The 12,478-nt window shown below is 64.0% G+C and carries 12 protein-coding genes; 9 read left to right on the top strand and 3 right to left on the bottom strand.

The annotated features are described in order from the left end of the window. Positions 1-49: 49 nt before the first annotated feature. Together nagA and nucS are read right to left on the bottom strand one after the other, a co-directional pair. Positions 50-1,297, bottom strand: a complete 1,248-nt coding sequence (gene nagA, locus ACNAOU_RS14265) for an N-acetylglucosamine-6-phosphate deacetylase (RefSeq protein WP_422757113.1) — start codon at positions 1,295-1,297, stop codon at positions 50-52. 44 nt (positions 1,298-1,341) lie between these two features. Beyond that, entirely contained in the window at positions 1,342-2,037 is a 696-nt protein-coding gene (nucS, locus tag ACNAOU_RS14260) for an endonuclease NucS (protein WP_018776335.1), read from the bottom strand. 49 nt (positions 2,038-2,086) lie between these two features. On the opposite strand from nucS, the gene ACNAOU_RS14255 reads away from it, so the two are divergent. Further along, positions 2,087-2,431: a hypothetical protein gene (locus tag ACNAOU_RS14255; RefSeq protein ID WP_018776334.1), complete on the top strand. Its 345-nt coding sequence runs from the start codon at positions 2,087-2,089 to the stop codon at positions 2,429-2,431. Between the two features lie 19 nt (positions 2,432-2,450). Further along, a complete protein-coding gene (locus tag ACNAOU_RS14250) occupies positions 2,451-3,245 on the top strand; it encodes an alpha/beta hydrolase (RefSeq protein WP_416428272.1) in 795 nt (264 codons plus the stop codon). Positions 3,246-3,371: 126 nt separating this feature from the next. Here the strand turns inward: ACNAOU_RS14250 and ACNAOU_RS14245 are convergent, their stop codons facing one another. Further along, positions 3,372-4,664, bottom strand: a complete 1,293-nt coding sequence (locus tag ACNAOU_RS14245) for an AI-2E family transporter (RefSeq protein WP_026266926.1) — start codon at positions 4,662-4,664, stop codon at positions 3,372-3,374. Positions 4,665-4,866: 202 nt separating this feature from the next. Between ACNAOU_RS14245 and ACNAOU_RS14240 the strand changes: the two genes are divergently transcribed. The 7 genes from ACNAOU_RS14240 to ACNAOU_RS14210 all read left to right on the top strand — a co-directional run bounded on the left by ACNAOU_RS14240 (position 4,867) and on the right by ACNAOU_RS14210 (position 12,445). Then, the gene (locus tag ACNAOU_RS14240; RefSeq protein WP_018776331.1) at positions 4,867-6,624 is read left to right on the top strand and encodes a hypothetical protein; all 1,758 of its coding nucleotides are present in this window, start codon (positions 4,867-4,869) and stop codon (positions 6,622-6,624) included. A 37-nt stretch (positions 6,625-6,661) separates the two neighbouring features. Further along, a complete protein-coding gene (locus tag ACNAOU_RS14235) occupies positions 6,662-7,639 on the top strand; it encodes a co-chaperone YbbN (RefSeq protein WP_422757112.1) in 978 nt (325 codons plus the stop codon). After that, positions 7,639-8,739 carry an NADH:flavin oxidoreductase/NADH oxidase gene (locus ACNAOU_RS14230; protein ID WP_039242034.1) on the top strand — a complete coding sequence of 367 codons (1,101 nt, stop codon included), beginning with the start codon at positions 7,639-7,641 and terminating at the stop codon, positions 8,737-8,739. The genes ACNAOU_RS14235 and ACNAOU_RS14230 overlap by 1 nt, the downstream gene beginning before the upstream one ends. A 40-nt stretch (positions 8,740-8,779) precedes the next feature. Then, entirely contained in the window at positions 8,780-9,670 is an 891-nt protein-coding gene (locus tag ACNAOU_RS14225) for an ABC transporter ATP-binding protein (protein ID WP_039242033.1), read from the top strand. Further along, the gene (locus ACNAOU_RS14220) at positions 9,652-11,223 is read left to right on the top strand and encodes a hypothetical protein (protein WP_026266924.1); all 1,572 of its coding nucleotides are present in this window, start codon (positions 9,652-9,654) and stop codon (positions 11,221-11,223) included. The genes ACNAOU_RS14225 and ACNAOU_RS14220 overlap by 19 nt, the downstream gene beginning before the upstream one ends. A gap of 92 nt (positions 11,224-11,315) precedes the next feature. After that, positions 11,316-12,098 carry a glucosamine-6-phosphate deaminase gene (gene nagB / locus ACNAOU_RS14215; RefSeq protein ID WP_026266923.1) on the top strand — a complete coding sequence of 261 codons (783 nt, stop codon included), beginning with the start codon at positions 11,316-11,318 and terminating at the stop codon, positions 12,096-12,098. A gap of 8 nt (positions 12,099-12,106) precedes the next feature. After that, the gene (locus ACNAOU_RS14210) at positions 12,107-12,445 is read left to right on the top strand and encodes a DUF3039 domain-containing protein (protein WP_018776325.1); all 339 of its coding nucleotides are present in this window, start codon (positions 12,107-12,109) and stop codon (positions 12,443-12,445) included. The last annotated feature ends 33 nt before the right edge of the window (positions 12,446-12,478 follow it).

Raw genomic sequence — 12,478 nt, 5'->3', positions numbered from 1 at the left:
AGGTAAAAAGAAGGTAACGCATGGTTGCCTGCAATTACCCCTGACTTCTCTAAGACAACCATTGCCCGTTGCGCATCACACGGGTCAGTTCAAGGTCCTCATTGGTGACAACAACATCGGCACGCAGTCCGCGCCGCAGCCCGCCAATTTCATCCGAAAGGCCCAGGACCGCGGCCGGCACTGCGGTGGCGGAACAGACGACATCAGGAAGGGCGACGCCGGCGGCCACCGTTTTGCGGACAACGTCCAGGAGCGTAGCGGTGCCCCCCGCGATCGAACCGGTGGCATCGAGCGTGGCTACGCCGCTGCTGACCGTGACCGGGGACGGGCCAAGCATGTAACTGCCGTCGGAAAGGCCGGCCGCCGCCATGGAGTCGGTCACCAGGACAACGTTGGCCGCACCGACCAGCTGGAAGACGGTGGCCACCATGCTGGGGTCCAGATGCGTCCCATCGGCGATCAGTTCGACCACGGCTTTGCCCTCCTGCGCCATGCGAAGGCACGCAGCCACGGGTCCTGGCGCGCGGTGATGCATCGGAGGCATCCCATTGAAAAGGTGGGTGACGGTCGGGAGTGAACTCACGCCGTCGAAACCTGCTGACTCAAGCCCTTCGCGGGCGGCGGCCAACGACGCCGTGGCGGTGGCGTCGTCACAGTCCGTGTGCCCCAAGGAAGGCGTCACGCCATGGGAAGTCATGAGGTCCACCAGTGCGGCCGCGCCGGGGAGTTCCGGGGCGTATGTCATGGTGGCGAGCTTGCCGGCCGCAGCGGCCACCAACTCATCCATGAGTTCCAGGTCCGGCTCGAGCAGGTAGTCCGGGTTCTGGGCTCCGCAGCGCGCGTGGGAGAGGAACGGACCCTCGAGATGGATTCCGGCGACCAACCCTTCCTCTGCGAGCTTCACGAAAAGCTCGATGCCACGCAGGAGGTCCTCCCGTGGAGCGGTGACCATGCTGGCAAGGAACGTGGTGGTTCCCGAACGGTGCAGGAACTCGATGGCCTTGCGGGCCGCCACTTCCGCGCCGCTCGGAAAGTCGCCGCCGTTGCCGCCGTGGCAGTGGACGTCAACCAGGCCGGGAATGAGGTAGCTGCCGCTGGGAACTCCCAGGCGGATGGCCCCTTCGAAACCTTCGAAGGTTTCCTGGTCAAAGGCATCGGCAGGACCGGCGTAGGCAATCCGGTCCCCGTCGATGGCCAGCAGGCCGTCTTCCACCACCTCGCCGTCGCTGACCAGCGTTCCTTTGATGATCTGATGGCTTGGCGCGGACGATGTGGCAAAACGGGTTGCGGCAGTCATGTTCCGATTCTAGTGGCCCGGGGCACACTCAGCCCGAGGCGTCCTCAGAAGAGGCGGGACTCGCTGTCATCCACACCGCGCATGGCGTCATAATCGAGCGTCACGCAATCGATGCCGCGGTCATTGGCGAGGACTTTCGCCTGCGGCTTGATCTGCTGGGCGGCGAAAATGCCACGGACCGGTGCCAGCAAAGGATCCCGGTTGAGCAATTCCAGGTACCGGGTGAGCTGCTCAACGCCGTCGATGTCGCCGCGGCGTTTGAGTTCGACGGCGACTGTGGCGCCGGAGGCGTCGCGGGCAAGGATGTCCACGGGGCCGATCGCCGTGAAGTATTCGCGGCGGATCAGCGAGTAACCGGCACCGAGGGTCTCGATCTGTTCGGCCAGGAGGCGCTGCAGGTCCGCTTCGACTCCATCCTTGATCAGTCCCGGGTCGGTGCCCAGGTCATGAGAGGTGTCGTGGAGTTGTTCGTAGATATTGATGATGAGGCGGTCATCGGTCTTGGCTGACTGCACCGTCCATTGCTCCACTACTCCCTCTTCCACCTCGGTTTCCTCGGGGGTGGTCACCCGCAGTGTGGCAGGCGGGCTCATCCAGTTCAGCGGCTTGTAGGAGCCGCCGTCGGAGTGCACCAGCACCGAGCCGTCCGCCTTGACCAGCAATAGCCGGGTGGCGAGGGGGAGGTGGGCCTTCAGGCGGCCAACGTAATCAACAGAACAACGGGCTATGACGAGTCGCACCCGCCCCACATTACCGCGTATGCCCGGTTGCCTGGGGCAGAATGGAGGTATGCCCCGCTCCAACCGTCCCCGCCGCAACGCGTCCGGCCCACGTCCCGGCAGTGGAGGAGGCAAATGGGCGGAACCGGTGCCGGAGCTCGATCTTGAGCGGGCCCGGGCGGGGATCGCCCGGCGCGAAAGTGCTCCGGATGGTGACTGGATGGTGCGGACCATGACGGCCAGGAAGGCGGAAAAGCAGTACATCTGCCCGGGTTGTTCAACGGCGATCCTGCCGGGAATCGCCCACCTGGTGGTGTGGTCCGACAACCACCTCTTCGGCCAGGCCGCGGGGTTGGCTGAGCGCCGCCACTGGCACACCAATTGCTGGACTACCCGGACGTACCGCTACCGCTGATGCGCTTAGGCTTGGATGCATGACTTTCGATCCCGCCTCGTTCGTTTTCACCCCACAGGACGCGCCATCGGAGATCCGTGCCTCAACGGTTCTTCCCGCCAAACGCGAGAATGTGGAATTCACCACCGAGGACGGCAAGGTCCTGCTGGGCGAGCTCGCCCTGCCGGAATCAGGGGAGATCACGGCCACGCTGATAACGCTGCATCCGTTGCCGACGCACGGTGGCTTCATGGATTCCCACGTCTACCGCAAGGCTTCCTACAGGCTTCCTGCCTTGGCTGGCGTCGCGGTGCTTCGCTTCAACACCCGTGGCACATCATCTCCGCGCGGGACAAGTGAGGGACAGTTCGAAGAAGGCGTAGGTGAGCGGTACGACGTTGAGGCGGCTGTGCGTTTCGCCGTCGAACGCGGCCTGCCGAACCGCTGGCTGGTGGGGTGGTCTTTCGGGACGGAACTGGCGCTGATGTATGGAGCGGTGGAGCCGGTGGCAAGCCGGATCGAAGGCGCGGTTCTGTTGTCCCCGCCGCTGCATCGGGCCACGGATGTGCACCTCAAGGAATGGGCGGAGTCCGGCAAGCCGCTGACGGTCCTGGTGCCTGAGCATGATGACTACCTGCAGCCGGAAGAGGCTGCCGGCCGGTTCAGCCTGGTGCCGCAGGCCCGGGTTGTTGGCGTCGACGGAGCCAAGCACCTTTGGGTGGGCGAAAAGTACGCGGCGCGCGTCCTTGATGAGATCGTCGACGACGTCACGCCGGCGGGTGCCGGCGCCCAGGGACTGCCGCGTGTGTGGGCGGGGTCGGTGGCCAATGCCTGATCTGGTGGCCAATGCCTGATCCTGTGGCGAGTGCCTGATCCGGCTGGTTCGTGGCGAACATCCCGGACATGAAGAAGCCCCTGAACCAAACGGTTCAGGGGCTTCTTCATGGGCACATCACGACCGTCAGTGCCGGTCCTGGCGGACAATGAAGACTTCCTTGATGAGCAGCATGATGGCGGCCGCGGTGGGAATGGCAATCAGTGCGCCCAGGACGCCCAGCAAACTGCCGCCGGCAATAACGGAGATGACGGCCACCGCGCCCGGCACTGCGACTGCGCGCTGCATGATGCGCGGCGAGATGAAGTAGGCCTCGAACTGGAGGTAGGCGAAATAGGCGATCGCGTAGACAACGGCCGTCTGCCACCCTGCGGTGAGGGCCACGAGGATTACAACGACGGCGGCGATCATGCCGCCCACGAGCGGGATAAAGGCGAGCAGCGCCACGACGAATGCCAGCAGGACGCTGAAGGGAATCCCCAGGATGGTCATCACGATGAAGGCGAAGATGGCGTTCAAGAGGGCGACGCAGGCCTGGCCGATCACGTAGTTGCCCACGGAATCCGTGATGGCTTCGGACAACGCTTCCACGCGTGGGCGGCGGGAACGGGGTGCCAGCCGGTAGGCCCATTTCTTCATGGAGGGCAGGGCTGCCAGGAAGTACAGGCTTAGGACCAGGACAATGAGGGAACCGAAGAGGCCGTTGGCCACGGTTGAACCGAAACCAACAACACCGCCAAAGATGCCGCCCATGGCTTCGGGGTCCTTGACGAACTTGTCCAGTTCGGTGGTGATCCGGTCGCGAACGCCGAACTGGCTGTCCACGTTGCGGAAGAAGTCCGAGTCGAGGAAGCCGCGGATCCAATCCGGGGCCTGCCGCACGATTTCGGACACCTGCTCAACGATGGTGGGAATCAGGGTCGCAAAGAAGCCGGCAACAGCAAGTACCAGGGCGGAGACAGAGATCAGGATGCCTGCCGGGCGCGGTACTTTGTGGGACTCCAGCCAGCGCACCACGGGGTCAAGGCCCAACGCAATGAAGAGGGCGGCCACGATCCACAGGATCAGCTGGGTGGTGTTGCTTGCGATATAGAACACCGCAAGGGCGACTCCCACGCCAGCCGTTCCCATGAAACCGACGTAAAGAGGGTGCTGCGACGACATCCGGGGGCCGGGCGCGCCAAAGCCGTGATCGTCTTCCGGGCGGAAGCCGTCCTGATCGCCCGTTCCGTCGTCTTCCGGCGGCATCTCGAAGCGGACACGGGTGCGCGCGCCGGGGATGGGCTGCCTGAGCCTGCGGCTGATGGCGGCGAGCCGCCCGGTCCGGACGGGAACCGAGGCTGACGGCGCGTCCGATGACGCGTTCACCGCGGCTGACCCGGGCTCATCGTCGGGACGGGACTCCATGTGGTCTTTCACGCGCTTGTACAGCCTTTTCGTTGGTGGTGCAGGGTCAATTCAGGCAGTTATGGGCCCGGATATCATGATCATCGCCACACTATCAGGACCGCGGAATCGGGCCACAGCGGCGCCACGGCAGGCTTTTTCGGGTGTCGCCGGGATCACCCCGATCTGACTCCTTGATAACAAAACGGTTACCCTTGAAGTTCAACGACCGCTGATGATAGGTGATCCTGTGCGTTTGAAGACTGCAGCCTTGCTGGTGCTGCTGGGCCTGCTGACGATGTTGGCCGGCATTGGCCAGCTGACTTTCTGGGCCCCCGCTGAGACGGTGACGGCTTCGGTTCCCAGCGATACCAAAGCTGCCCCGCTGACCGTGATCGATCAAAAACTCATTGACCTGCATGAGGGGCCGGTGAAGATCAAGATCCAGGGCGAAGGCAACTACATGATTGCCACTGGCCGCCCCGACGACGTCAACGCCTGGGTAGGTAAGACCGCCCACACCACGCTGACCGGCGTCTCGGCAGACCAGAAGTCACTCGAAGCGACATCCGCCGATGGTGAGGCCACTGCGCCGTCCCCGGCAGGTTCCGATCTCTGGGTCAGCACTGAAGACGCGAGCGGCGATTACGAATACACGTGGAACCCGCCCGCTGACGGCGAGTGGTCCTTGCTGGTGGCTGCCGACGGAACCAAGCCTGCCCCGTCTGCCATCTCCATGACCTTCCCGAACAAGGAAACCACCCCTTGGGCTGTGCCCCTGATTGTTCTGGGCATCATCATCATTCTGGTTGGCGCGGCGCTGCCGTTCATTGCCAAGGCTCTGGGCAGTCGTCGTAAAGACGGCGAAGGAGACGGGCCGCAGGGTGGCGAAGCAACCACCACCCTGCCCGTACAGTCGCCCACCGGCGATGAGGCCCGCCGTCGTACTGGTGGAGTCGAAGGTCCGGCGTTGCGCGTCACTGCCGTCGCAGCCGCCTTGGCCGCCGTCATGGTCGGCGGGTCCGCTGTGGCCGCCCAAGCCACCACCTCACCGAATGCCACCTCCACCGCGTCGGCTTCCTCACCAGCTGAGGGCGACGGCGGAACACCGGTGATGCTCGAATCGCAGCTCCAGCGCATCCTGGAGCAGGTAGCCAGCACTGTGGACGCAGCCGATGCCGCGAAGGATGCTGCCAAACTGGCCCCGCGCGTCGACAAAATGGAACTCCAGATCCGCACCCAGAACTACAAGATCCGGTCCACCGTTTCGGCGTACGAACCGCGCATGCCTGTCCGGGCCACCAAGCTCGAGAGCAGCGTCATCAGCACCAAGAAGGACTGGCCCAGGACCGTCTATGCCCTGACCCAGGGTGAAGGAAACGTCGTTCCGCAGGTCCTCACGCTCGTTCAGCTTTCTCCGCGTGAGAACTACAAGCTGTGGGGCACCGCGCCACTCCAGCCGGGCACCAACTTCCCGTCCTTCCCGGTGGCCCGCAAGGGCACTACGCCAGTGCCTGCCAGCGACAGCACCGGCCTGGCCTACAGCGGCAACCAAGCGTTGGAAATCCTGAGTGAGATGCTGACGAACCCGGATTCGCCAAACCGGAGCAAGCTCGCCGATGGCCAGTCGTCCCCGTATATCGCCGGGGCCCTTGCCTACCAGGCGGACACCGTGAAGAACGGCACCAGCGCCAACTTCAAGTTCACCCACACTCCGGTGCCAAACCAGACTGTGGTGCTGAAGACCGCTGACGGGGGAGCACTGGTAGTGGGACGCCTGGACTTCGCGTTCGAGGGAACTCCCAAGGCGGCGGGCGACAAGCTCCTGCTTGAGGACGACTCCGCCGTATTCGCCGGCGGCAAGGAAACCACCACCGGCATGGTCCTGAACTTCGCCGAGTCCGTGGCCGTGTACATCCCGCCTGCGGGATCATCCGATCCCATGAAGCTCGTGGCCGCTACCCGCGGTCTGGTTGGAGCCAGCTTCAAGTAGCCCGACCAGCAGGTAGGCAGCGGCTAGAGTGGACGGTATGAGTTCGCCCGGATACCGACCCACTCCAGCCGCTGCCAGCCAGCTCAACCTGCGCGGCGCCGTCGACCTCTCGTCGTTGCGCCGCCCGACCCCGCCACAGGGGCCTCCTGCCCCCGCGGACGGGGAGACACCCCAAGGGGGTGAGGCCGGCAAAGCCCCGCTCCGTGTGGATGCAACAGAAACAAACTTCCAGGATCTGGTGCAGTTGTCCGCCCAGATTCCCGTACTGTTCCTTCTCTGGTCCCGGTACGCCCCCGAATCGCCCGCTGTCCTGGACACTGCCCAGCAGGTCGTTGAAAGCTATGGCGGACGGCTGGTGCTTGCCGCCGCTGACGTAGATGCCTTCCCTCAACTGGCCCAGGCCTTCCAGGTAGAAGCCGTCCCGACTGCCGTCGCCGTGATCAAAGGCCAGCCTGTTCCGTTGTTCCAAGGCCCGGCGGATGACGCCCAAATCCGGAACCTCGTCGATGAACTGCTCAAAGTGGCCGCCGCGAATGGTGTCACCGGAAGCATCGGCGACGCCGCGCAGGCTGACGATGCCGAACCCGCACCGCTCCCGCCGCTGCACCAGGCCGCCGTCGATGCCATCGAAGCCGGTGACTACGACGCCGCTGCAGCGGCCTACAAGCAGGCGCTCCTTGAACAGCCGGCTGATGCTGAGGCAAAAGCAGGCCTGGCACAGGTTGAGTTGATGGCAAGGCTGGAGAAACTCACCGCCCCCGAGGCAGAAGCCCTCCGCGACCGTGCCGCCCAGGAGCCCGATGATGTCGAGGCGCAACTGGGCGTCGCTGACCTTGACATCTCAGGTGGCCACATCGAGGACGGCTTCAACCGGATCATCAGCTTCATCGGCAGGAACTTCGGTCCCGAGCGGGAGACTGCCCGTCTGCGGCTCTTGGAGCTCTTCGAGGTTGTGGGAATAAAGGACGACCGCGTGGCCAAGGCCCGGCAGGGATTGGCGAGGGTCCTCTTCTAGTGGGATCGGCGCTGTTTTCTCCGCTCACCTTGCGTTCGCTGACCATCCCGCACCGGGGTTGGGTCTCGCCGATGTGCCAGTACAGCTGCCATCCGGAGACTGGTGAGGGGGTTCCGAACGACTGGCACCTGATGCACTTGGGTTCCTTCGCCGCCGGAGGCGCTGCGCTGATCATGAGTGAGGCGGCGGCTGTCAACCCGGTGGGCAGGATCAGCCCGTTGGATGCCGGCCTCTATTCGGATGAACAGGCTGCCGCTTGGGAACGGATCGTGCAGTTCGTGCACAGGCACGGCGCCGTGGACTGCAGGATCGGTGCCCAGCTCGCGCACGCAGGGCGGAAGGCCTCCACTTACTGGCCGTTCGCGGAACGTTCGGGTTCGGTCCCGGCGGACGACGGCGGCTGGTCGACAGTCGGTCCAACGAACCAGGCCTATGACGGCTATGCGGCGCCGGCGGCCATGAGCGAAGAGGACATCCAGGGTGTCGTGTCCGACTTTGCCGCAGCGGCCGCCCGGGCTGTGGCCGTTGGCTTCGACACTGTCGAAATCCACGGCGCCCATGGGTATCTTCTGCATCAGTTCCAGAGCCCGCTCATCAACACCCGTACGGACCGCTGGGGTGGAAACGAGGAGGGCCGGAACCGGCTCATGCTCACAGTGGTGGAGGCTGTCCGGGAAGTCATTCCCGATTCGATGCCTCTTCTCCTGCGCATCTCGGCCTCCGACTGGGCCGACGGCGGCGTGGAGGTGGGAGACTCGACCAGGCTGGCACGCGCTGCGGCAGAACGGGGCGTTGACCTGGTGGATGTCTCCAGCGGAGGGGCGGTTGCGCATCAGAAGATCCGCGCGGTACCCGGCTACCAGGCCGGGTTCGCCGAGCAGGTAAAGCGCGACGCCGGTGTGCCCACCGCCGCGGTGGGGCTGCTGACAAGTCCAACCCAAGTGGAGGACATCGTGGCCAACGGCAGGGCCGATGCCGTATTCATGGCGCGTGCGGCGCTCCGCGATCCGCATTGGTGGCTCCGGGCTGCCTACGGGCTTGGCTACGATCTGCCCTGGGTTCCGCAGTACCAGCGGGCCGTGCCCCGCCACGGCTTCTAGAACCCCGGCGCGCCTCTGCCCACGAGGTTAGGCTGGTCACATGACGGAACCACGCCATGAATCCATGCCCATATCCACGCCCGCCCAGGCATCCGAGTCCCCGCCCGCGGCTTCCACGCCCGACGCCGCTGCATCAACGCGGCCGGCGCAACCGCCGCAGACACCAGGTGAGCCGCCCTTGGCTGCCCTGTCCATCAGGGGGCTGGCCAAGAGATTCGGCGAGAAGATCGCCGTCGACGGAGTCAGTCTGGAAGTACCGGCGGGCTCGTTCTACGGAATGGTCGGACCCAATGGGGCCGGCAAGACCACCACGCTGTCCATGGCCACAGGCTTGCTGCGTCCTGACTTCGGCACCGCATTGGTCCACGGAGTCGATGTCTGGGCCCAACCACTGGCCGCCAAGAAGCTCATGGGCGTCCTGCCCGATGGCGTCCGCCTGTTCGACCGCCTGACCGGCGAACAATTGGTCACATATTCCGGCCTCCTGCGGGGCATGGATCGTGACGTAGTGGGCACGAGGGTTTCGGAGCTGTTGGCGGCCCTTGACCTCGAAGCCGATGCCGGCTCCCTTGTGGTCGACTACTCGGCCGGCATGACCAAGAAGATTGCCTTGGCATCGGCGCTGATCCATGCGCCGCGGCTGCTGGTGCTGGACGAGCCGTTCGAGTCGGTGGATCCGGTGTCGGCGGCCAACATCCGGGGCATCCTGGAAAGCTATGTAGCGTCCGGGGGCACTGTCATCGTCTCGAGCCACGTGATGGATCTCGTGCAGCGCATGTGCAGCCACGTCGCGGTAGTTGCCGGTGGCCGGGTCCTGGCCGCAGGCTCTGTTGATGAGGTCCGCAACGGTTCGACCCTGGAGGAACGCTTCGTCCAGTTGGTAGGCGGCGGACACCGGACGGAGGGGCTGGAATGGTTGCGCACCTTCTAAGCCTGAAGTGGCGCCTGCTTCTTAACGGGTTCAAGCGGAGCCCATGGCAGTTGGTCGGTATGGCGTTGGGATTGCTCTACGCCTTGGGAATGCTGGTCCTCCTTGTTGGAGGCCTTATAGCGCTGCGGTGGGCCGATCCGGAGATCGCCCACACCGTGGTGGTATTGGGTGGAGTGGCCACTGTCCTGGGCTGGGCGATCATCCCTCTGGTAGCGTCCGCAGCCGACATGACACTGGATCCCGCACGTTTCACCACGTTCGCGATCCCGTCCCGGCAGCTCCTGACCGGTTTGGCTCTTGCTGGATTCATTGGCATCCCCGGCCTGGCAACGTTGATAGCGGCCCTGGGAACGGTAGGGACCTGGTGGCGGAGCGCTCCGTCTGTGGTGGGCGCCTTGCTGGGTGCCGTCCTGGGAGCCCTGACCTGCATCGTGTTGTCAAAGGTGGTGACTACGGCTACCGCCGGCCTTTCGGCCTCACGCCGGTTCAAGGACATCAGCAGCATCATCGTTTTCATCCCCCTGGTCCTGCTGGGACCCATCATGATGGGAATCGTAGAGGGTGTCCGCAACACTTCGGATTACCTTCCCGGGCTCGCCCGTACCCTGTCGTGGACACCCCTCGGTGCAGCGTGGTCGCTCGGCGGGGACCTCGAAGCAGGGGAGTGGGCAGCCGCCGGACTGAAGGTTTTGATTGCGCTGGCCACCATCGGCGCACTGCTGCTGTGCTGGCACTTGCTTCTTCGGCGCGCGCTGGTGACTCCCACCTACTCGGGAGGCTCAGCCCGGAAGGGCGGGAAGCTTGGTCTCTTCGGCACGCTTCCCGGCACTCCTACGGGTGCGGTTATGGCGCGTGCCTTGGTCTATTGGATGAAGGATCCGAGGTATGCGGCATCGTTGGTCATCGTTCCGCTGTTCCCCGTCCTCTTCTTCTTCGGCAGTTCGCAGAGCGGCAGCTACGGGTTGTTCATGATTCTTGGACCGTTGACGGCTTTCACCATGGCCTGGTCCATCTGTGCAGATGTTTCCTACGACAACACCGCTTTCGCGTTGCACCTGGCCGCGGGTGTCCGGGGAATCGATGACCGGTTGGGCCGCGCCTTGGCATGCCTGGTCATTTCACTTCCCGTGGTGCTGGTCTTTACCGTGGGACCGTTGTTCCTCACCGGGGACTGGCAGTGGCTGCCCAACCTTTTGGGATTGTCGCTCGGAACGCTGCTCACGGGGCTGGGACTCTCCTCGGTGATCTCGGCCCGGTATAACATTGCCGTACCCTTGCCTGGCGACAGCCCCTTCAAGAAGCCTCCGGGAAACGTTGCCCAGACATTGCTTGTCCAGGGAGCCGGGATGGCAGTCCTGGCTCTGCTCCTCATTCCGGAACTCGCCTTGGTGGCCGTCCAGGCCTTCAGCGGCGGTCCTGAAGCAGGTTGGATCAATCTCGCGGTTGGTCCTTTGCTGGGCCTGGCTCTTTTCGTGGTGGGCGTTCGCCTCGGGGGGAAGTGGCTCGACGCGCGCGGACCGGAGATGTTTGCCGAGCTCAGCGTTAACCGCTGATTCCGTAATAACCGTGATTGCCGTGGCCTATAGATGGGACATGGGATAACCTCTGTGACAGAAGATGATCCTCAGAAAGAAAGGCCATGACGATGGAAGTTGTCATTCTCCCGGGCACCAAGCAGATCGGTGCGCTTGCTGCCGATGCCATCGAGGCATTGGTGCGGCGAAAGCCGAATGCCGTGCTGGGGCTTGCCACGGGATCATCTCCTTTGCCCATCTATGACGAATTGGCCAGCCGCTACGAAGCCGGGGGCCTGGACTTCAGCCAGGCCCACGGCTTCGCCCTGGACGAATATGTTGGCCTTGAGGCTGGACATCCTGAGTCTTACCGGGAAGTAATCCGGCGTGAATTTACCAACAGGGTGAACATCAAACCGGAGAACGTCCACGGCCCCGATGGTGCCGCCGAAGACCTTGAAGCAGCATGCCAGGACTACGAGGACGCCATTAAGGCCGTCGGAGGCGTGGATCTCCAGATCCTGGGCGTGGGCACTGACGGGCATATCGGGTTCAATGAGCCTGGCTCATCCCTTGCCTCGAGGACACGGATCAAAACCCTGATTGAGCAGACGCGCAAAGACAACGCCCGCTTCTTCGACAGCATCGACGACGTCCCGCACCACGTGGTGACCCAGGGGCTGGGGACCATTATGGACGCCAAGCACGTGGTCCTGGTGGCCACGGGCGCCCAAAAAGCCCAGGCGGTCCGGGATTTCGTGGAAGGCCCGGTGGCTGCGATTTGCGCGGCATCGATCCTGCAGATGCATCCCCACGCCACCATCCTGGTGGATGAAGCGGCAGCTTCATCACTGAAACTGGCTGATTACTACCGGCACACCTACGACAACAAGCCGGAGTGGCAGGGCCTGTAGACGGTAAGATGTTTGGCATGACTACGCTTCCTCCGGATCCATTCGAAAACGACCCCATGCGCGAGCTTTCCGGAGCCGGAACGTCCACTTCCACCATTGAGCGTGAAGAAACACGCCAGGAAGTGGAGCCCGGCGACCGCGAGCGGTTCTCCCACTACGTCCGCAAGGAAAAGATCATGGAGTCGGCCCTGACCGGCGAGCCCGTGATTGCCTTGTGCGGCAAAGTCTGGACGCCGGGCCGCGATCCGCAGAAGTTCCCGGTCTGCCCGGAGTGCAAGGAGATTTACGAAGGCCTCCGTCCCGGCAATGACGGTGGAAACAACGGCGGCCCGGGCAACTCCAAGTAGTGGGTGGGAAGAAAACACAGTCCCCTTCTGAAC

The sequence above is a fragment of the Paenarthrobacter sp. C1 genome (assembly GCF_049315185.1).
GTDB classification, from domain to species: Bacteria; Actinomycetota; Actinomycetes; order Actinomycetales; family Micrococcaceae; genus Arthrobacter; species Arthrobacter nicotinovorans.
The sequence above is the reverse complement of the archived record's forward strand: the minus strand, read 5'-3'. Positions and strand labels throughout refer to the sequence as shown.

Bases quoted from the DNA above. Each gene is read 5' to 3' on its own strand.
- nagB (WP_026266923.1), top strand. From the start codon at position 11,316: ATGGAAGTTGTCATTCTCCCGGGCACCAAGCAGATCGGTGCGCTTGCT.
- ACNAOU_RS14220 (WP_026266924.1), top strand. From the start codon at position 9,652: ATGGTTGCGCACCTTCTAAGCCTGAAGTGGCGCCTGCTTCTTAACGGG.
- ACNAOU_RS14225 (WP_039242033.1), top strand. From the start codon at position 8,780: ATGACGGAACCACGCCATGAATCCATGCCCATATCCACGCCCGCCCAG.
- ACNAOU_RS14210 (WP_018776325.1), top strand. From the start codon at position 12,107: ATGTTTGGCATGACTACGCTTCCTCCGGATCCATTCGAAAACGACCCC.
- nagA (WP_422757113.1), bottom strand. From the start codon at position 1,297: ATGACTGCCGCAACCCGTTTTGCCACATCGTCCGCGCCAAGCCATCAG.
- ACNAOU_RS14235 (WP_422757112.1), top strand. From the start codon at position 6,662: ATGAGTTCGCCCGGATACCGACCCACTCCAGCCGCTGCCAGCCAGCTC.
- ACNAOU_RS14250 (WP_416428272.1), top strand. From the start codon at position 2,451: ATGACTTTCGATCCCGCCTCGTTCGTTTTCACCCCACAGGACGCGCCA.
- ACNAOU_RS14255 (WP_018776334.1), top strand. From the start codon at position 2,087: ATGCCCCGCTCCAACCGTCCCCGCCGCAACGCGTCCGGCCCACGTCCC.
- ACNAOU_RS14240 (WP_018776331.1), top strand. From the start codon at position 4,867: ATGATAGGTGATCCTGTGCGTTTGAAGACTGCAGCCTTGCTGGTGCTG.